This window comes from Brevibacterium metallidurans (assembly GCF_037101285.1).
Classification (GTDB): domain Bacteria; phylum Actinomycetota; class Actinomycetes; order Actinomycetales; family Brevibacteriaceae; genus Brevibacterium; species Brevibacterium metallidurans.
The window spans coordinates 25,635-45,954 of the sequence record NZ_BAAAAF010000003.1; the positions used below are offsets into that span (position 1 = coordinate 25,635).

Sequence of the window (20,320 nt, forward strand, 5' to 3'; positions counted from 1 at the left end):
CGGACATCCTCATAGATTCTGTTAATGAGGGACACAAAAAGTATCTGTTGGACCTATATGACCCTGCCCGCAAAGATGGGGGAATCCGCGACGACGAGGATTGGAGCAGGAATGTCCGCAACACAGGTGCAACAGGCCGGCAAGTCGACAAGCATGCAGAAGAAGGTGCTTGTCGGTGGAAGTATCGGTCAGTTCGTTGAGTTCTACGACTTCACGCTCTACGGGCTATCCGCTGTAATCCTCTCTGAGTACTTCTTTCCTCAGGGTGACCGAATCACCGGCCTTCTCGTCATTTTCGCGACCTTCGGAGTTGCGTTCGTCATGCGACCGCTCGGCGGCCTCTTCTTCGGCGCACTCGGCGACAAGGTAGGTCGCCGAAGGACCCTGACCATCACGATCTTCCTTGTCGGCATCTGCACCGCGCTGATCGGCGTCTTGCCCGGTTTCGACCAAATCGGCTGGGTCGCACCGATCCTGCTCATCCTTGCCCGTCTCGGCCAGGGCTTCTCAGCAGGTGGTGAATCTGTCGGAGGCCCGTCCTTCGTCTACGAACACGCACCGGTGGACAGGCGCGGCCTATGGATCAACATCACGCTCGCTGCGACGGCTCTTCCATCGGTATTCGCTGGTGGGCTTATCCTGCTTCTTTCGACGATAATGTCCGACGCTTCATTCGAGTCTTGGGGTTGGCGGATTCCGTTCCTTCTGGCATTGCCACTTTCAGCGGTGGGCCTGTGGATTCGATCGCGCACGGACGAGAGTGAACTGTTTAAGATGACCGTCGAGACGCGGCCGAAGGAGTTCAGTCCGATCCGCGAAGCATTTCGGGAGAACTGGGTCGGGATGCTCCAAGTGTTCTTCGTCCTCGGCCTCACTGCGTTGGGCTTCTATATGCTCTCCGCATACTTCGTCACCTACATCCAGACCGCGGGCGACCTCAATCGGGAGCAAGCCCTGCTGACAAATGCCATTGCCATGGCTAGCTACACTATCTTCCTGCCCATCGCTGGGCATCTGGGTGACCGGTTCGGGCGTCGGCCAATGCTCATCGCTGGATCAGTGCTTCTGGCTGCCGTCTCGATGCCTGCATTCGGGCTGGTGACAAGCGGGGAAATGGGCCCTGCATTCATCGGTCAGACGATTTTTGTCCTTGCGCTCTGCTGCTATGGCGGTGGATGCTACACCTTCTTCTGTGAGCGATTCTCGACAAGAACCAGGTTCACCTCAGCCGCGATCAGCTACAACGTCTCCTATGCAGTGATGGGCGGAACCGCGCCGTTCGTCGGTACTTGGCTCGTCGACGTCACTGGTGTCAACACAGCACCTGGGTTTTACATGGCGGCGTGTGCTGTTGTCGTCCTAGCGCTGATCTTCATCACCCGATTGCCCGAGACGCGGGGCCGTTTGGGGTGAGCGTAACGAGGCGTTGCGCGTTTCGAGAATCACTGACCCTGTATACCGAGCCCGAATCCTGCCAGAATCAAGTCTCACGTGCCGAGTCTTCTGCACGAGAAAGTGAAGCCTCATGAATTACACCGTACGGTCATCTTCGAGCGATTCGGTTTTCCTCGCCGACTTCCACCACGTTTCGACGATCGGAGCGACCGCCCGCAATGGTGTCGACAGGCAGGCAGCGACTGCTGAAGACGCTCGCACCAGAGATTGGATGTCCGCGTGGGTTGAGAAACATGGCTTCGACTTGCGTGTCGATGCGATTGGCAACATGTTCGCATGTCTCGAATTCGTCGCAGACGCTCCTTATGTGCTCATCGGTTCGCACCTTGATTCGCAGCCTCTCGGCGGACGGTTCGACGGTGCATACGGCGTCCTCGCTGCTCTCTTCGCTGCACTTCGCGTTAAAGAGTCGGTCGCCGAGTCTGGCCAGATGCCGCGCTTCAACCTCGCCGTCGTCAATTGGTTCAACGAGGAGGGCGGCCGGTTCGCCCCTTCGATCATGGGCAGTTCCGTATACGCAGGACTGTTCGATCTCGATGAGATGCTCGCCGTGAACGATCTTGGCGGTACTACTGTGGCAGAAGCTCTTACCGATATTGGATACGCAGGCATAGACACCCCACCGGAAGCGGTCTCGTACGCTGAGATCCACATCGAACAGGGTCGCATCCTCGAACGAGAGCGGAAGGATGTCGGTGTCGTCGAATCGAGTTGGTACACCCAGAAACTCGACATCGATGTCCTTGGTGAACAATCGCACACCGGAGCAACTGCCATGGCCGATCGGCACGATGCTCTCGTAGCAGCCGCGAAGGTCGTGCTTGCAGTAGCGAATGTGGTCGATGAATTCGACGACGAAGCTCTTGTGTCCTCGGTCGGGCAGCACGTTGTTGAACCGAACTCACCGATCGGTGTGCCGAGACGCGTACACATGGTTGCCGATCTGCGCTCCTCCGATCCAGCGGTCGTCCGAGCCGCCCGCGACTCGCTGAAGGCCCAGATCGCTGACATCGCGCTGGCTCATGACATCACCATCGAGATCGAGGACTTCGACATCCGCGACAAGCGGTATTTTCCCGAGGCTGGAGTCGAGCTGGCAGAGAAGGCTGTCGCCAATGAAGGGCTGAGTATGCGACGGCTTGAGACGATGGCCGGTCACGACTCCGTGGCGATGAACCACAGAGTGCCTGCTGTGATGATGTTCGTGCCCAGCGTAGACGGTGTCTCTCACTGCGAGCGGGAGTTCACGACTGACGCTGACATGTTGCGTGGCCTTGCTGTTCTCACGTCCGTTGCCCACGAACTTATCCGCGGTGAGCTCAGCGAGGAGCGAGACGTCACAATCTGGGTCGGCCGTTCAGTCGCTGAGGCGCGCATGATCGCCGGAGCCCCGACGAATGCTGGGATGAGCGCATGAGCTCTTCCGGCGAGCTCTGGGCGCTGCCCGCCACCGAGGTGCTCGCGAAGTTCCGCACGAAGGAGCTCTCTCCGGTCGACTACCTCGAGGCGCTCACCGCGCGCATCGAGGCGAAGGATCCCGACATCGGAGCCGTCACGGAGATCCTTCCGGAGGCGATCGCCTCGGCGAGGGATGCGGAGCGGTTCTATCTCCGGACCCGAGCAGACGAACTCGACGACATCCTTGCGATGAGGCCGCTCGTCGGCCTGCCCGTCATCGCGAAGGAGAAGCACGCGATCGCCGGGCACACGCTGACCCAGGGCCTGCTCCACGAGCGTCGGACCATTGCGGACAAGGATGCCGCCGTCATCCGTCGCATCCGCGACGCCGGCGGCTACATCCACGCCCGGTCCACCTCACCGGAGTTCAGTTGTGCGACCGTCACCCACTCGCCGATGTGGGGCGTGACCCGCAACCCGTGGAACCCGGACCTCTCCCCGGGCGGGTCCTCCGGCGGGGCGGGTGCTGCGCTCGCCGCCGGGTTCGCCCCGTTGGCCACGGCCTCCGACATCGCGGGATCGACGCGCCTGCCTGCCGCCTTCACCGGCACCGTCGGCTTCAAAGCCCCCTACGGCCGCGTTCCGGGCGCCCCGCCGCTGTCGGCGGACTGGTACCGCGGGGACGGGCCGATGGCCCGCACCGTCGCCGACACCGCACTCCTCGCCCGTGTCATGGTCGGCCTCGATCCCGGCGACGCGGCGACGATCGACTCACCCGACTACCTCGCAGGCTTGGACCGCACCCCCGCCGAGGTGATCGAGAGTCTGCGCGGCCTCCGCGTGGCCGTGTGTCTGCGGCTCGGCGACTTCCCCGTCGGCGACGACATCGTCCGCAACACCCGGGCCGTGGCCGCCGCTCTCTCCTTCGCCGAGGCTGAGGTCGAGGAGATCGAGATGCCGTGGACGAGCGAGAGGCTCTTCGAAACCTCGGCCACCCACTTCGGGGCGATCCTCGCTCCCGCGATGCGCGCAGCCACCGCAGGACACGAGGACACCCTCGCCGACTACACGTTGCAGTTCATGATCGACGCCGAGGCGGTCGCCGCCCGCCGGTCCCTCTACGAAGGTCTTATCATGGAAGCGGAGATCCAGGCCGAACTCACCACGGCGATGGCGGGGTTCGACATCCTCCTCACCCCCACCTCGGCGGTGGCGGCCCTGCAGGCCGATGCGAGCTACCTTGACGGGATTCGGATCGGCGCCGACGGCATTGGACGCGAGGGTCCCGGGGCGGGACTGCGTCTCGAGCACTACTGGCAGGCGCACATGACGGTGCCGTTCAACATCTGCAACCGGGTGCCCGTGGTCAACGTGCCCTCGGGGATGGCCGACTGCGGGATCCCCACCGGCGTCCAGGTCGTCGGTCGCCCCTTCGATGACGGCACGGCCTTCACGGTCGCCTCGGCGATCGAGCTTCTGCGCCCGTGGACGGGGCTGGCTCCGGAGTTGAGTGCAGGCCGGCGTGCGGACTGGCTGGTGGAAGGGGATGACCCTGCGCCGGGTTGAGGGCGGGGAAGACGCGCGCTGGGCTGAGGGCTGAAACGACGCGCAACGGTCTGAGGGAGGGGGCGTCGACGTTCTGGGCACGTTCCGCCGACGCTGCGCGGACGGTCGACTACTGTGAGCAGGAAGAACCTCAGCGACGCCGAGCCGGAGAGATGCCGACGATGAGACGCCGACACAGCCAGATGATCACGATCTCCGACGATTTGCGTTCGAACGTGAGCATCCTGCCTGCGGCAGTCGTCGGCGCCACCGTCGTCATCGGGTTCGGGCTCAACCCGCTCGGACCCAAGGAATCGCAGCTCACGGATTTCTCCGAACGACTCATCGAGATCTTCCTCATCGCCTGGCCCGTCTACGCCCTCGTCTACCTGCTGTGGACGCACGCAGGTCTCAAGGACCTCGACGAGTCCGAACTCGTCGTCCATTCCCGGTGGGCGCTCGCCCGTCGGCGGCACTGGTGGGCGATCCTCTTCAGCACCGGGGGAGCGGTCTCCTGGACGACGGTCGCCGCCTTCGTCGCGATCGTCCTCAACGTCTACTTGCTCTCCTTCGGCGCGAGTGACAGAGGCGGCCTGGCTGCCCTGCTCGGGATCGCCAATGTCGTCGCCTCATGGGCCGTGATGGTCTACTCGTTCGCCTTGGAGTTCATGCGCCTCGACCTGCGCGAGGGTGGAAGCCTCGGGGCGCGCCACCTCGAATTCGACATGGACGCCGAGCGGGCCTTCGGCGACTACCTGACGTTCGCAGTGCTCTCCTCGACGATGACCGCGGCCCTGCCGGGCAGGGCGATCACCCGGGCCGGTTGGACGCTCGTACGCAAGAACGTCATCGTCGCCTTCGCGTTCAACTCCGTCGTCGTAGCCACCCTCGTGTCGATGATCCTCTCGTATGTGACCATGTGAGGGGCGGGCGTCGCCGCAGGTCTGTGAGAGGCGATCCGGGGGGCGGGTGGTGCACGGGGGACCATGGCGCCTGGGCATGCGGGGCCGACTCCCGCGCGGGGGCGACTTCGGTGTGGGGCGGGCGGCGACTGCGATGCATCCGCCCGCTGGGCCGCTCAGGAGCGATCCACCACCTGGCCGGCCAGATCCGGCCCACTTGAGTTTGGAGAGCTCAGTTCACGAACTGAGCTCTCCAAACTCAAGTGGGCTCAAGCCGGGCCAGGGAACTGATGAGCGCCCGGATCAGCTCCACGCCTCAGCGCTCGGGGTCGAGGACGAAGTCGTAGACGGTGTACTCGCCTTCGGCATCGGGGTTCGGCTGCGGGTCGAGCATGAGCTCGGGCTTGACCGCCGAGGCGATGTCGTCGTTGTTGTGCGGGTCGCCGGGGAAGTACAGCTGCGAGGTGATGAGCATGTGCTCGGGCGCATGCACCTTGAAGTGCATGTGCGCGGGCCGCCACGCATGCCACCCGGCGGCTTCGATGAGCTGCCCGCACGCACCTTCGGTCGGGATCTGGTACGGCGCGGGGCGGATCGTGTGGATCTCGTACTCACCGTTCTCGTTCGCGACGAACGTCCCCCGCAGGTTCCACTCGGGCAGCCCGGGAGCGAACTGCGAGTAGAAGCCGAGGTTGTCGGCATGCCACAGCTCGAGCTTCGCGCCCGGCAGCGGTTCGCCGGAGACCGACTTCACCTGGCCCTTGAACACGAACGGCGTTCCCGGTTCGTCGGGACGCATGGGAATCGTGCCGTTCCACTCGAGCTCGGGTGACCCGTCGAGGTAGTACGGGCCCTCGATCGTGCCCTTCGACCCCTCTCGGTCGGCGTTCGCGACCTCCTCGACGGAGTGCTCGAGCCAGACGTCGAGGAACAGGGGCCATTCCCCGTCCTCGCCGACCTTGATCAGCCACGCCTTGAACGCGTTGTACTCCTCGTAGCTCATCTGCTCTTCGATGACGAGGTCGTTGAGAGCCTTGATCGCCTTGCCGGCGAGCCGGTCGACGCGTTCATGGTCGACGACGCCGGTGCTCCCGGCCTTCGCCTGGCGTTCGGCGAAGCGCGCCGAGGCGTTCGCGCCGGAGTCGGCTGCCTTCGCGGTGACTTCCGTTTCGAAGCTGTTGACTGACATTGTCTCTCCTTACGATGGGGCTCCGGCAGGCTGCCGGCGCCAGGGTTCGAACGCGCCGGACTCGGGTGAGCCGACTCGCGCGGACCCGTCAGATATGGGACGGATGGGTGGCCAATGGGGTGACGTGGATGCGCATGTGGGGAAAGAGGGGAAGGCCGCCGAGGAGGGAGTGGAGTTCGTCGTTGTCCGCGACATCGAAGATCGAGTAGTTCGCGTACTCGCCGACGACACGCCAGATCTCCTTCCAGCGTCCGTCACGCTGCAGATCCTGCGAGTAGGCCTTCTCCCGGGCCAGCAGGTCAGCGGTGTCCTCAGGCGACAGGTCGGCAGGAAGTGTGACGTCCATTCTCACGAGGTAGAGCATGGCGCTCCTTTCGGGTTCGCGGGTGAGTGGTCAGCGGTCGGTGGGAGCGAGGTCGGGCCTCGCCCGTGGTCAGTCGATGCGGTAGTGGGCGAGCTTCTCCTCGTCGATGATGGTCCCGACTCCGGGAGCAGTGGGGGCGAAGACCCGTCCATCGACGATCTCGAGCGGTGAGGCGATGAGGTCGTCTGACATGTCGAGGAAGTTCGACAGCTCCGCCGGATACCTCGAGGAGTGCTCGAAGGCCGCCCCGAACGTCACGGTGGCGATGCTGCCGAGCTGCGTGTCGATCTGATTGCCCATGAGCACATCGAGTCCGAGCGCCTCGGCGAACGCGAGCACCTTCTGCGACTCCGTGAACCCGGTCCGTGCCGTCTTGATCGACAGGGCGCTCGCCCCGCCGGTGTGGATCTCCCGGGCCGCCGCGCCGAGGTCGGGCGTCGATTCGTCGGCGACGATGGGGATCGGGGAGGCCGCGACGAGTCGCCGCCGGCCGAGCACCTCGGCGGCATCGTTCGGCTCCTCGAAGAACCGCAGATCCAGGCCCTCGGTGGCGGCGAGCATCTGCGCCGCCTCGGTGGCCGTCCACCCCCGGTTCGCGTCGAGGTAGAGGAGGACATCGTCGCCGAGGTGCTCCCGCAGTGCCGTGACGAGCTCGACGTCGAGGGACACCGGACGCCTGCCGACCTTGACCTTGAAGGCGCGGACCCCGAGGTCGGCGACGAAGCGCTGTGCCTCCTCGACGGCCGCCTCGGTGGGGGAGAAGCCGATCATGTGGGTGACGGCGAGCGAATCGCAGTACCCGCCGAGGAGGCGGTGGACAGGGGTGTTCAGCGCCTGCCCGATGAGGTCCCAGACGGCGATGTCGATCCCTCCCTTCGCCGTCTGGTTGCCGACGGTGCGGCCGAGTGCCGCATGGATCCGGGCACGGTCGAGGGGATCGGTGCCGATGAGGGCCGGTGCGAAGATTCCGCCGACGACCCCGATGACGGAGTCGAGGGTCTCGCCGTAGGTGTAGGGGCGCGGGGGGATGTCCGCGCACCCGACGAGACCGGCATCGGTGCGGATGCGCAGCAGCACGTGCTCGATGTCGTGGACCTCGCCGCTGGCGAAGCGCAGGGGTTTGCGCATGGGGATCCGGTAGGGGATCGTCTCCACCTCGGTGATCTTCACGATGAGGTCTCCTCTCGTTCGGCGTCGACGCTCCGTCCGTCGGGGTGCTGTCCGTCGACGCGTCCACTGTCGCGGTGTCCGCCGACGCCGGGGCCGTCTGCGATGAAGTCGGTGACGACGTCGGTCATGATCGCGGTCATCCGGGTGATCGCCTGCGTCTCGTCGTCGGCGCGCCAGATGAGCGAGAGGTCGGTACGCGGGGCGTCGTCGATCGCGCGGAACCACACGCCCGGGATGCCCAGCGAGGTCGCCGTTCCCGGCACGATCGCGGCCCCGAGCCCTGCGGCGACGAGCGACATGAGCGTCGAGGTCGCCGATGCGCGGATCGCGTAGTCCGGACGCAGCCCCCGCTCGCCGAGGTGGTCCGCCGTGGCCATCGACATCACCGAGTTCTCGGGGTAGCCGACGAGCGGGTGGGCGCCGATCTCCTCGGCGGTGACCGTCTCCGCCTCGGCGAGGGGCGAGCCCGCGGGGACCGCGAGCACGCAGACCTCGCTGCCGATCGTCCGGCATGTCAGCTCCTTGGCCACCGCGGTTCCGCGCAGCAGGGCGATGTCGATGCTGCGGTCGAGGGTCTGGGTGACCAGCTGCGGGGTGATCATCTCCCCGCTGACCGTGAGCTGGAGGCCAGGTGCGGCGGTGGCCGTGCGCCTGACGACCTGCGGCATGACCCCGTACGTCGTCGAGCCCGTGAAGCCGAGGCGCAGCGGACCCTGGAGGCCCGCGCCGATGAGTCCGACCTCCTTGCCGAGGGTGTCGATCTCAGTGAGCACTCGGTCGGCCTCGCGGAGCAGGTGGGCCCCGGCCGCGGTGAGCGAGACCGAGCGGGTCGTACGGTTGAGCAGGGTCGTGCCGAGTTGGCGTTCGAGCTTGCGGATCTGCTGCGAGAGGTAGGGCTGGGCGAGGTTGAGGCGTTCGGCGGCACGCCCGAAGTGCCGCTCCCTGGCGACCATCGCGAAGTACTGCAGCTGGCGGGTCTCGATCATCACGCGACCTCGGCGACGCCGGCAGGCGGTGTGGCCTCGATGCCGCGGAAGCGGGCGGCATGGGCGAAGTCGGCGAAGGCAAGCGGGCCGCCTCGGTGGGCGCTGATCCGCAGGGCCAGGCGCAGCACCATCTTGATGTCACGGGCCGTGATTTCGGGGAAGTCGGCGACGAGCCGGTCGAGCAGGGCGGGCTCGAGGACGACCTCGTTGCCGCAGGCCATGATCTCCCAGATCCGACGGGCATCGGCGGGGGTGGGTGCCTCGTAGTCGATGACCGCCGCACACCGGGCGAGGATCGCCTCGTCGACGCCGTCGCTGCGGTTGGTCGTGAGGAAGAGGAGCCCGTCGAAGTACTCGAGGGTGCGGAGGAACTCGGCGACGATCGCGTTCTGGATGAGGTCGAGCCCGCGTTCGAGGACGAAGACGTCGGCCTCGTCGAGGAGGAGGACGGCGTCCCAGCGCTTGGCCCGGTCGAAGATCGTCTCGAGGTTCTTCCGCACCGCCTCGGGCGTCGTGCCGAGCGAACCGGAGTGGATCGAATAGAGGGGGCGTCCGATCGCCTCGGCGTAGACCTCCGCCGTCAGGGTCTTCCCGACTCCCGGCCTGCCCTTGGCGAGGATGACGTTGCCGGCGGCCTTGCCGTCGATGATGTCTCCCGTGAACACCGTGATGTCGCTGGTGAGGATCGTGAGCAGCTCGCGCTGTTCGGCGGGGAGGACGAGTTTGTCCTGGAGGCTCGGATCGTAGGCGTAGGCGGTGAGGTCGCCGGTGTTGACGTCGAGGAAGTCCTGGGCGGCGAGGTCGAAGACGCGGACGGCGGTGACGACGGGGATCTCACCGTATTCGCCTTCGTCGAAGAGCACCGAGGCGGCGACCCCGCGCAGGGCCGCGACCTCGCCCGGGGCGACGTCGTCGACGACCTTGCGGGCGGTGCGTCGGTTCGCCGCCCGGTGGTCGTCGGTGCGGATGGCGCGTCCGGTGAAGACGAACTGGGCGCCGAAGCCGGTCTCGATGATCTCCTGAAACCGTGCCCGCCGGTCAGCGTAGTCGGCCTTGAGTGCAGGGGATTCGCGGAAGGCGCCCGCCGAGGTCAATGCCTCCTCTGCGGTCTTGCCCACGATCTCCGTGTCCTCGAAGTACAGGATCCGCGGGGCGCGAGAGGGCCGCTTGACCGTGGGGTTGTCCGCGTCGAGCGTGACCTTGATGCGCGGGCCGCGCGTCTTGTCCCCGTGCTCCATCTCGATGCCCGTGACGAGGTAGGGATGGAGGAAGCCGTCGGGTTCGCGGACGTAGAGCCAGCCGTCGATTCGGGCGGAGGAGAGGAACTGACGGAAGATCTCCGCCGCCGAGGCGATGTCGGGGATGACGGGCATCTGACCTCGGCGACTCGAGAGCACGGCGTCGACACGGCGCCCGAAGGCGGTGTCGTCGAGGGCGGCGGCCGCCTCGGCGAGGTCGGTCAGAGCGGTGTCGGTGAGGTCCCGGTCGGGGATGCCGATCTCCGCCGAACGCCAGTTCTGCGCCCGGATGCGGGTGGGCAGCAGGTCATCGGAGGCGGTGGCGCCGATGACCGTGGTGGGGGCGATGAACATCGTCGTTCCTCTTCGGGGTCGTATGAGCGTTCGGGTCGTACGGGTGTTCGGAGTCGTCTGACCGCGTGGGGTCGTGTGACCGGTGACGGGCGGACCTGGCTGTGCCCTTCACGCTAGTGCGACGGCGATCACATTTACAGAGCCGAAAAGTACTTGATTGATAACTCACAGGCATGAATGGGGAGAGTGCGGGTCCGCGCCTGCCTCACCTCGATTCATGATCAGTGTCCGATATTTCGGACAGAACTTGATCCGGACCACTTCCGCTTCTGCGGCCAGCGGTGACAATTGAATGTGTAGTCACAGACGATGCCGCGGCCGGCGCACAGTCGGCCCGACACGATCGGCGATCCGCTCCCTCGGACACCCGGGACGACTCGGGCGCCCAGGACGACCAGGGCACCGGGATGCCTCGGTCACCCGGGAGCCCTCGGTCCTCCGAGGCGGAAACGCCGCCGATCACAGAGACCAACGGTCCCACCCGTGCTGCCACCGCGCGGGCCGGGACACAGAGAAAGGGAGTCACATGACCGCCACGACCGAGAGCACCGGGTCGACCACCTCGGCGACGAAGCCGACGTTCACCCAGCACGACCCCAGCCGGGTCATCCGCGCCGACCGCGGCACCGACATCACCGCGAAGAGCTGGCAGACCGAAGCCGCGAAGCGGATGCTCATGAACAACCTCGACCCCGAGGTCGCCGAACGCCCCGAGGACCTCGTCGTCTACGGCGGCACCGGCCGCGCCGCCCGCTCCTGGGAGGCCTACGACGCGATCGTGCGCACGCTGAACGACCTCGAGGACGACGAGACCCTCCTCGTCCAGTCCGGCAAGCCCGTCGCCGTGCTCCGGACCAACGAATGGGCCCCGCGCGTCCTCATCGCCAACTCCAACCTCGTCGGCGACTGGGCGAACTGGGAGCACTTCCGCGAACTCGAGGCCGAGGGCCTGATGATGTACGGCCAGATGACGGCCGGATCGTGGATCTACATCGCTACCCAGGGCATCCTCCAGGGCACGTACGAGACCTTCGGCGCGATCGCCCGCAAGCGCTTCGACGGCACCCTCTCAGGCACCCTGACGATCACCGCCGGCTGCGGCGGCATGGGCGGGGCCCAGCCCCTGGCCGTCACCCTCAACGGCGGCGCCTGCCTCATCATCGACGTCGACAAGACCCGCCTCGACCGCCGTCAGGCCAAGCGCTACCTCGACGAGGTCGAGACCGACCTCGACACCGCGCTGGCCAAGGTCATCGAGGCGAAGAAGAACGGTCAGGCGCTCTCCGTCGGACTCGTCGGCAACGCCGCCGAGATCCTCCCGCTCATCCTCGACCGCCCCGAGGCCGCCGAGGTCGACATCGTCACCGACCAGACTTCTGCCCACGACCCGCTGTCCTACCTGCCCATCGGCGTCAGCCTCGAGGACTGGCAGAGCGAGGCCGACCAGGATGCGGAGAAGTTCACGCTGCGCGCCGAGGAGGCCATGGCCAAGCACGTGAAGGCGATGGTCGAGTTCCAGGACCGCGGCGCCGAGGTGTTCGACTACGGCAACTCGATCCGCGACGAAGCGCGCAAGGCCGGCTACGACCGCGCCTTCGCCTTCCCCGGCTTCGTGCCCGCCTACATCCGCCCCCTCTTCTGCGAAGGCCTCGGCCCGTTCCGCTGGGTCGCGCTCTCCGGCGACCCGAAGGACATCGAGGTCACCGACGCCGCGCTCAAGGAGCTCTTCCCCGAGAACGAGTCCCTGCACCGCTGGCTCGACGCCGCCGCCGAGTACGTCGAGTTCGAAGGCCTGCCCGCCCGCATCTGCTGGCTCGGCTACAAGGAACGCCACAAGGCGGGCCTGCTGTTCAACCAGCTCGTCGCCGAAGGCAAGGTCTCCGCACCCATCGTCATCGGCCGCGACCACCTCGACTCCGGCTCCGTGGCCAGCCCCTACCGTGAGACCGAATCGATGCTCGACGGCACCGACGCCGTGGCCGACTGGCCGCTGCTCAACGCCCTGGTCAACACCTCCTCGGGTGCGACGTGGGTCTCGATCCACCACGGCGGCGGCGTCGGCATCGGCCGCTCGATCCACGCCGGTCAGGTCTCCGTCGCCGACGGCACCGAGCTCGCGGCGAAGAAGCTCGCCCGCCTGCTCACCAACGACCCGGGCATGGGCGTCATCCGCCACGTCGACGCCGGCTACGAACGCGCCGTCGAGGTCGCTCAGGAACGCGGCATGCGCATCCCGATGATCCCCGAACTCGATGTCCGCGACGAGGAGTCCGCCGCCCAGTGACCGTTCCTCCGCGCTGTGTGCCCGCCCGCCGGGCACGCAGCGCGGGGGGCTTTCCCGTGCATGAGTCCCCAGGTCCCGCGGCACCCCCTCGGATCACCACCCGCCCAGTTCCCCGGCCGAGACGACATCCCCCACGCGTCCCGACCGACCGACTCCCGACCCCGACCGACCAGAGAGGCCCCACGATGAAGCTCATCACCGGAATCAGCGAACTCGTGACCAATGCGCAGGCTGATGCGAGCGCTCCCACCGCCGAGGTGGGCGATCTGGTCGTCATCACCGACGCAGCCGTGATCATCGACGGCGACCGCATCGCCTGGTCGGGTCCAGCCTCCGAGGCCAAAGCCGCTCTCGACACCCTGCACACCCAGCTCGCCGCACCCCGGTCCGCCGACGCCGAGATCCACAACGGCGAGATCGCGGCGGTCAGCGGCATCGAGACGATCGACCTCGGCGGGAAGGCCGTCATCCCCGGCTTCGTCGACAGCCACAACCACCTCATCTTCGCCGGCGACCGGTCGGCCGAGTTCGCCGCCCGCATGGCCGGGGAGAAGTACTCGGCCGGCGGCATCGCGACCACCGTGGCAGCGACGCGGGCGGCCGGCGACGAGGAGCTCGAGGCCAACCTCGTCCACCTCCTCGACCAGGCTACCCGCCAGGGGACGACGACGTTCGAGGTCAAGTCCGGCTACGGCCTGACCCTCGACGACGAGATCCGGGCGCTTGAGATCATCCGCCGCCACACCCCCGAGTCCACGCTCATGGCCGCCCACGTCATCCCGCCCGAGCACAAGGCCGACCCGGAGACCTACGTCTCGCTCATCATCGACGAGATCATCCCCGCCTCGGTGGGCACGGCGAAGTGGATCGACGTGTTCTGCGAGACCGGGGCCTTCGACGAGGACCAGACCCGCAGGATCATCGACGCCGGCAAGGCCGCAGGCCTGCTGCCGCGACTGCACGCGAACCAGCTCACCGAGGGCGGGGCGCTGCGCCTCGGCGCGGAGCTCGGCTGCGTCTCCGTCGACCACGCGACCTTCGCCTCCGATGAGGACCTCGCCACCCTCGCCGAGGCGGGCACAATCGTCACCCTGCTGCCCGGCGTCGAGTTCTCGACCCGCCAGCCCTACCCGGACGTCCGCCGCTACCTCGCGGCCGGAGTGAGTGTTGCGATCGCCTCGGACTGCAACCCGGGATCGTGCTTCACCAACAGCCTGCCCTTCTGCATCGCGGTGGCAGTCCGCGATATGCACTTCACCGTCGACCAGGCGGTGTGGGCGGCGACCGCCGGCGGTGCCCACGCCCTGGCCCGCACGGACGTCGGCCACCTCGGTGCGGGCGCCCGGGCCGACCTCGTCGTCCTCGACGCCCCCAGCTACCGTCACCTCGCCTACCGGCCGGGCGTGCAGCTCGTCGACCAGGTCTTCTCCGGCGGCGAGCTCGTCGCCGACAACCGGCCGGGAGCCTGAGCCGGTGACCGGGTTCGCACCGCTTACGAGATTCGAAGGAGAATCATGATGTCCCACACCGATGAGGCGCAGGCGACGAAGCCGACTGGCACGTGGCGGTTCTTCGCCTACAGCGCCATCGGCATCGTCATGTTCTTCGTGCCGATCACGATCGCCGGCACCTCGACGATCCCGCTCGACCACATCGTCACGGCGATCCGCACCTTCGCCGCCCCCGTCGTGCCGTTCATCGTGCTCGCGCTCATCCTCCTCGGCGCCGTGCGTCCCTTCGTCACAGGGACGTGGAAGTCCTCGGTGACGAAAGGGATCTTCGCGGTCCTCGGCGTCGTCGGGCTCGTCGTCGCGATCCTCATCCTCACCTCCCCGCCGGCGTGGCTCGCCGCCGAGGACATCGGACCCTTCCTCTGGGACAAGCTCGTCATCCCCGTCGGCCTCATCGTGCCCGTCGGTGCGATCTTCCTGGCCCTCCTCGTCGGCTACGGGCTCATGGAGTTCATCGGCGTCCTCGTCCAGCCGATCATGCGACCGGTGTTCAAGACCCCGGGCCGGTCGGCCATCGACGCCGTCGCCTCGTTCGTCGGCAGCTACTCGCTCGGCCTGCTCATCACCAACCGGGTGTACAAGGAGGGCAAGTACACCGCGCGGGAGGCCGCGATCATCGCGACCGGCTTCTCGACGGTCTCGGCGACGTTCATGATCGTCGTGGCGAAGACGCTCGACCTCATGGATCACTGGCTGCTCTACTTCTTCTTCACCCTCGTCGTCACGTTCGTCGTCACCGCGATCACCGTCCACCTCCCGCCGCTGCGGTCGATTCCCGACACCTACTTCCCGGGCGCGACCCCGCAGCCGGAGGAGAAGGTGACCAAGCATCGGTTCCGGGTGGCGTGGCGCGAGGCGAAGGCGACCTTGGCCGAGACCCCGAGCCTGGGGCGGAACCTGTGGGTGAACTTCCGCGACGGCCTGCTCATGGCGTCCTCGATCCTCCCGTCGATCCTCTCCGTGGGACTCATCGGCCTGCTGCTGGCGAAGTACACCCCGATCTTCGACTGGCTCGGCTGGATCTTCGTGCCCTTCACCTGGGTGACGCAGCTCTCCGACCCGGTGCTCGCCGGCAAGGCCTCGGCGCTGGGGATCGTCGAGATGTTCCTGCCGGCCACTCAGGTCGCCGGTTCCGACGACCTCGTGCTGCGCTTCGTCATCGCCGTCGTCTCCGTCGCCGGCATCATCTTCTTCTCCGCGATGGTGCCCTCGATCCTCGCCACCGAGATCCCGATCTCCGTCGGCGCGCTCGTCATCATCTGGTTCGAACGCGTCGTGCTCACGATCCTCATCTCCGCCCCGCTCGCCCACCTCCTGCTCTGAATCCGGGGTCCGCCGGCCGTACACTGCTCAGCGGACCCGCACCCACCTGCCCACCCGACCGCAGCTTCACCACCAGGCATGACCGTCCGGTCCCGCCGACCGCAGCTCCACCACCAGAAGTCACCACGAAGAAAGGCCCCCGATGTCCGCAGTCATCGATCTCGATCCGAACACCCTCACCTTCGCCGAGGTGGTCGACGTCGCACGCCATGACGCGAAGGTGTCCCTGAGCGAGAAGACCCTGGCCCGCGTCGGCAAGTACCGTGAGGCGATCGATGCCCTCGCCAAAGCGCCGAAGCCCGTCTACGGCGTGTCCACCGGCTTCGGCGCGCTGGCCCAGCGCCACATCCCCGCCGAGCTGCGCACCCAGCTGCAGAAGTCCCTCATCCGCTCCCATGCCGCAGGTGTCGGCGAGCCCGTCGAACGTGAGGTCGTGCGCGCCCTCATGCTCCTGCGTGCCCGCACCCTGGCCACCGGTCGCACCGGTGTGCGCGCCGAGGTGCTCCAGACCTACGTCGACATGCTCAATGCCGGCATCACCCCGGTCGTCCACGAGTACGGTTCGCTCGGGTGCTCGGGCGACCTCGCACCCCTGTCGGCGTGCGCCCTGGTCGTCATGGGCGAAGGGGTCGCGGAAGGTCCCGACGGTGTGGCCGGTCCCGCCGATGAGATCCTCGCCGCCGCCGGCATCACCCCGGTCACGCTCGCCGAGAAGGAGGGCCTGGCGCTCGTCAACGGCACCGACGGCATGCTCGGGATGCTCATCATGGCCCTGACCGACCTCGAGAGCCTGCTCACCGCCGTCGACGTCTCCGCAGCGATGAGCATCGAGGGCCTCTTCGGCACCGACGCCGTCTTCGCCCCCGAACTCCACTACCCGCTGCGCCCGCACGACGGTCAGGCCGCCTCGGCAGCGAACATGCTCGCCTCCCTCAAGGACTCGGGCATCACCGCCAGCCACCGGGATTCGACGCACCTCGTCCAGGACGCGTACTCGATGCGCTGCGCCCCGCAGGTCAACGGCGCCGCCCGCGACGCCGTCGCCTTCGCCACCCAGGTCGCCGAACGCGAACTGCGCGCAGCCATCGACAACCCCGTCGTGCTCACCAACGGCATGGTCTCCTCGAACGGCAACTTCCACGGTGCGCCGCTGGCCCACGCGCTCGACTTCCTCGCGATCGTCGCCGCCGACGTCGCCTCGATGTCCGAGCGCCGCACCGACCGGATGATGGACGTCGCCCGCAACCAAGGTCTCACCCCCTTCCTCGCCGACGACGCCGGCGTCGATTCGGGTCTGATGATCGCCCACTACACGCAAGCAGCGATGGTCTCCGAAGCCAAGCGCAACGCCGCCCCCGCCTCCGTCGACTCGATCCCGTCCTCGGCGATGCAGGAGGACCACGTGTCGATGGGCTGGTCCGCGGCCCGGAAGCTGCGCAAGGTCGTCGACAACCTCGCCAGCGTCATCGGCATCGAGTTCTACGCCGCCTCCCGTGCGTGCGACATGCGCGAAGCCGACCCCACACCCGTGACCGGCGCCGTGATCTCGACGATCCGTGAGACCGTGCCCGGTCCCGGCCCCGACCGGTTCCTCTCCCCGGAGCTCGCCGAGACGATCGCGAAGGTCAAGGACGGCTCCCTCGTCGCCGCCGCCGAGTCGGTCACCCCGCTCCACCACACCGTCACCGCCGAGGCCGGCATGTGGCAGCCCGTCGGCGGCGGACCGGCCGTCGACGACCCCGACTTCACGGCGCTCGGCAACCTCGACGCCGCCGCTGAGGCCTCGGGCACCGCCGCCGCGACGACCGAATACCACGCGGACGAGGACGCCTGAGATGAGCGACGTCGTCTCCCTGCTCGGCCAGATCGAGGACACCGGACGGGACACGAGAGGACCGGGCTACCAGCGCCCGGGCTTCTCGGCCACGGAGCGGGAACTGCGCGACTGGTTCCTCGCCGAAGCCGACCGGCGCGGACTCGACACCGAGATCGACGCCAACGGCATCACCTGGGCGTGGGTGACCGCGCCGGGTGAGAAAGCCGTCGTCACCGGCTCCCACCTCGACTCCGTGCCCGGCGGCGGTGCCTTCGACGGACCCCTCGGTGTCGCCTCGGCGCTGGCCGCCGTCGACGAACTCCAGGGTTCGGGCGCGCTCGAGGCCGCCACGCGACCGCTCGCACTCGCGGTGTTCCCCGAGGAGGAGGGCTCCCGATTCGGCGTCGCCTGCCTCGGATCCCGGCTCATCACGGGCGCGATCGACGCCGACCGCGCGCTCGGGCTCACCGACGCGAACGGCGACACCTTCGCTGACGTCGCCCGCGGCTACGGCCTCGACCCCGAGCGCATCGGCGCCGATCCGGCGCGCCTGGCGGGCATCGGGTCGTTCATCGAACTCCACGTCGAACAGGGCATCGGTCTGGCCGGCACTGATCAGGCTGTGGCCATCGGCACCTCCATCATCGGTCACGGACGCTGGCACTTCGCGTTCGCCGGTCAGGGCAATCACGCGGGAACCACTCCGATGAGCCACCGTGCTGACCCAGTGGTGGCCGCATCGCGAGTGATCGGCGATGTGCCGACCCTAGCGGCAGCCACTGACACGAGAGCCGTCGCAACCGTGGGCCGCACCCTCATCCACCCGGGCGGCACGAACGTCATCGCCTCGGGGATGAGCTTCTGGCTCGACATCCGTCACGAGGACGACGCGGTCGTCGACCGCGTCCTCGACGCGATCACGACCCGGGCCCGCGAACACGCCGCGGAGACCGGGGTGAGCGTGAGCATCTCGCAGGAGTCCTACTCGCCGACGACCCGCTTCACCGCCGAGCTCAACGACCGCCTGCGCTCCGTGCTCCCGGGCGCACCGATGCTGCCCTCGGGCGCCGGCCACGATGCGGGCATCCTCGCCCCGCACCTGCCCTCGGCGATGCTCTACGTCCGCAACCCCACCGGCGTCTCCCACGCTCCGGAGGAGGCGTGCGAGGACGACGACGCCCGGGCAGGAGTCGCCGCACTCGTCTCCGTCCTCGAGAACGAACTCGGCGTCCCGACCACAGGCGGAGCCGCCTCCCATCCGGCCTCCCGCGCAGACGAGCCCGGGCAGGCCGACACCTCGGCGGGAGGCCTGCGATGAGTACGCAGTTCTGGTGCGAAACGGCCTGGGTCGACGGCCAGGTCGCCTCCGGGGTGCTGCTCACCGCCGACGAGACGGGCACTCTCACCTCGGTCGAGACCGGAATCACCGCGGCACCCGACGGCGCCGAGGCGGTTCCCGGGCTGACCCTGCCCGGCGGCGTCAACGCCCACTCCCATGCGTTCCACCGCATCCTCCGCGGCCGCACTCACGGCGACGGCGGGACCTTCTGGACGTGGCGCGAGGTCATGTACTCCGTGGCAGGGCGGCTCAGCCCCGAGTCCTACGAGACCGTCGCTCGCGCCGTGTTCGCGGAGATGCTCGCCGGCGGGTACACCTCGGTGGGCGAATTCCACTACGTCCACCACGCCCCCGGCGGTGCCGCCTACCCGGCCGCCCACGCGATGGAGCGGGCGCTGGCCCGGGCGGCCGCCTCGGCGGGCATCCGCATCCGCCTCCTCGACACGTGCTACCTCACCGGGGGCATCGGCACCGAACTCTCGGCCGAACAGGCTCGTTTCGGCGACGGCACGATCGACGGGTACCTGGACCGCCACGCCGCGCTCGAGGAGACCTTCGCCGCCGAATTCCCCGTCGGCGCTCCCGGTGAGAGCTTCGTAACCGTCGGTTCGGCGATCCACTCGATCCGCGCGGTCCCCGCATCCGACCTGCCCCGGTTCGCCGAGATCACCGGCCCCGTCCACGTCCACCTCTCCGAACAGCCCGCCGAGAACGAGGCCTCGCTCGCGGCGTACGGGACGACGCCGACCCAAGTCCTCGCCCGGGCCGGGGTCGTCCGCGACACCCTCTCGCCCGTCCATGCGACGCACCTGAGCGAGGAGGACATCGCAGTCCTCGGTGAGGGCGCGACGACGATCGTCATGTGCCCGTGCACCGAGGCCGACCTCGCCGACGGCATCGGTCCGGCCAAGGAGCTCGCCGAGGCGGGGGCGAGGATCGCGATCGGCTCCGACCAGCACGTCGTCCTCGATGCGCTGCGGGAGACCCAGGGCCTCGAAGCCGGCGAGCGGCTGCGCAGCGGCCAGCGGGGACGGTTCTCCCCGGCCGAGCTCATCGCGGCCCTGACCACGGGTGGGGCGCGCAGCCTCGATCTGCCCGTCGGGGAGCTCAGCGCCGGCAGGGCGTGCGATTTCATCGCCGTGCGCACCGACAGTATGCGCACGTTCGGGTCGCTCGGGGAGCAGGTCGTGCTCTCAGCGACCGCCGCGGACGTCGCCCTCACCGTCAGCGGCGGGGTCGTGCGCATCCGCCACGGAGTGCACACCGAACTCGGACCCATCGAGGACCTCTACGCCGAGGCGTTCGCGGCACTGGGCATGGATCCGGGTGCCGGTTCTGAGACGGCTTCGGCCGTCGCCGAGACGGTCGAGACGACCACGACCATCGCCGAGGCGGCCGACCCTGGCACCCAGGCAACCGCACCCACCGCTGGGTCGGTGGACTGAC

The 20,320-nt window shown here is 67.8% G+C and carries 15 protein-coding genes; 10 read left to right on the forward strand and 5 right to left on the reverse strand.

Annotation, left to right across the window (positions count from 1 at the left end; genetic code table 11):
- Positions 1–111 precede the first annotated feature (111 nt).
- The 4 genes from AACX88_RS04995 (at position 112) to AACX88_RS05010 (ending at position 5,321) form a co-directional block, all read left to right on the forward strand.
- Positions 112–1,413 (forward strand): MFS transporter, encoded by a 1,302-nt coding sequence (locus tag AACX88_RS04995; protein ID WP_339392011.1) that lies wholly within the window; start codon positions 112–114, stop codon positions 1,411–1,413.
- A gap of 112 nt (positions 1,414–1,525) precedes the next feature.
- On the forward strand, positions 1,526–2,872 hold the full coding sequence (locus tag AACX88_RS05000) for a M20 family metallo-hydrolase (protein ID WP_339392012.1): 1,347 nt from the start codon (positions 1,526–1,528) through the stop codon (positions 2,870–2,872).
- Positions 2,869–4,419, forward strand: a complete 1,551-nt coding sequence (locus AACX88_RS05005; RefSeq protein ID WP_339392013.1) for an amidase — start codon at positions 2,869–2,871, stop codon at positions 4,417–4,419. The genes AACX88_RS05000 and AACX88_RS05005 overlap by 4 nt, the downstream gene beginning before the upstream one ends.
- 215 nt (positions 4,420–4,634) lie before the next feature.
- A complete protein-coding gene (locus AACX88_RS05010; protein ID WP_339392014.1) occupies positions 4,635–5,321 on the forward strand; it encodes a DUF1345 domain-containing protein in 687 nt (228 codons plus the stop codon).
- 295 nt (positions 5,322–5,616) lie between these two features.
- Here the strand turns inward: AACX88_RS05010 and catA are convergent, their stop codons facing one another.
- From catA to AACX88_RS05035, 5 genes are all read right to left on the reverse strand, one after another.
- On the reverse strand, positions 5,617–6,489 hold the full coding sequence (catA, locus tag AACX88_RS05015; protein WP_339392015.1) for a catechol 1,2-dioxygenase: 873 nt from the start codon (positions 6,487–6,489) through the stop codon (positions 5,617–5,619).
- Between the two features lie 88 nt (positions 6,490–6,577).
- On the reverse strand, positions 6,578–6,853 hold the full coding sequence (gene catC / locus AACX88_RS05020) for a muconolactone Delta-isomerase (RefSeq protein WP_339392016.1): 276 nt from the start codon (positions 6,851–6,853) through the stop codon (positions 6,578–6,580).
- A 69-nt stretch (positions 6,854–6,922) separates the two neighbouring features.
- Positions 6,923–8,023 (reverse strand): mandelate racemase/muconate lactonizing enzyme family protein, encoded by a 1,101-nt coding sequence (locus AACX88_RS05025; protein WP_339392017.1) that lies wholly within the window; start codon positions 8,021–8,023, stop codon positions 6,923–6,925.
- Positions 8,020–9,009: a LysR substrate-binding domain-containing protein gene (locus tag AACX88_RS05030; RefSeq protein WP_339392018.1), complete on the reverse strand. Its 990-nt coding sequence runs from the start codon at positions 9,007–9,009 to the stop codon at positions 8,020–8,022. The genes AACX88_RS05025 and AACX88_RS05030 overlap by 4 nt, the downstream gene beginning before the upstream one ends.
- Positions 9,009–10,601, reverse strand: a complete 1,593-nt coding sequence (locus AACX88_RS05035) for an AAA family ATPase (RefSeq protein WP_339392019.1) — start codon at positions 10,599–10,601, stop codon at positions 9,009–9,011. The genes AACX88_RS05030 and AACX88_RS05035 overlap by 1 nt, the downstream gene beginning before the upstream one ends.
- Before the next feature lie 526 nt (positions 10,602–11,127).
- On the opposite strand from AACX88_RS05035, the gene hutU reads away from it, so the two are divergent.
- The 6 genes from hutU to AACX88_RS05065 all read left to right on the forward strand — a co-directional run bounded on the left by hutU (position 11,128) and on the right by AACX88_RS05065 (position 20,319).
- Complete coding sequence (gene hutU, locus AACX88_RS05040; RefSeq protein WP_339392020.1) at positions 11,128–12,885, forward strand: urocanate hydratase; 1,758 nt, start codon at positions 11,128–11,130, stop codon at positions 12,883–12,885.
- Between the two features lie 185 nt (positions 12,886–13,070).
- Positions 13,071–14,354, forward strand: a complete 1,284-nt coding sequence (hutI, locus tag AACX88_RS05045; protein WP_339392021.1) for an imidazolonepropionase — start codon at positions 13,071–13,073, stop codon at positions 14,352–14,354.
- A gap of 48 nt (positions 14,355–14,402) precedes the next feature.
- Positions 14,403–15,719: a YjiH family protein gene (locus AACX88_RS05050; protein ID WP_339392229.1), complete on the forward strand. Its 1,317-nt coding sequence runs from the start codon at positions 14,403–14,405 to the stop codon at positions 15,717–15,719.
- Positions 15,720–15,861: 142 nt separating this feature from the next.
- Positions 15,862–17,553, forward strand: coding sequence for a histidine ammonia-lyase (gene hutH, locus AACX88_RS05055; protein ID WP_339392022.1), 1,692 nt, complete (start codon positions 15,862–15,864; stop codon positions 17,551–17,553).
- A 1-nt stretch (position 17,554) separates the two neighbouring features.
- Positions 17,555–18,853, forward strand: coding sequence for an allantoate amidohydrolase (locus AACX88_RS05060; RefSeq protein WP_339392023.1), 1,299 nt, complete (start codon positions 17,555–17,557; stop codon positions 18,851–18,853).
- A complete protein-coding gene (locus AACX88_RS05065) occupies positions 18,850–20,319 on the forward strand; it encodes a formimidoylglutamate deiminase (protein ID WP_339392024.1) in 1,470 nt (489 codons plus the stop codon). Before AACX88_RS05060 ends, AACX88_RS05065 begins: the two co-directional genes overlap by 4 nt.
- Position 20,320 lies beyond the last annotated feature (1 nt).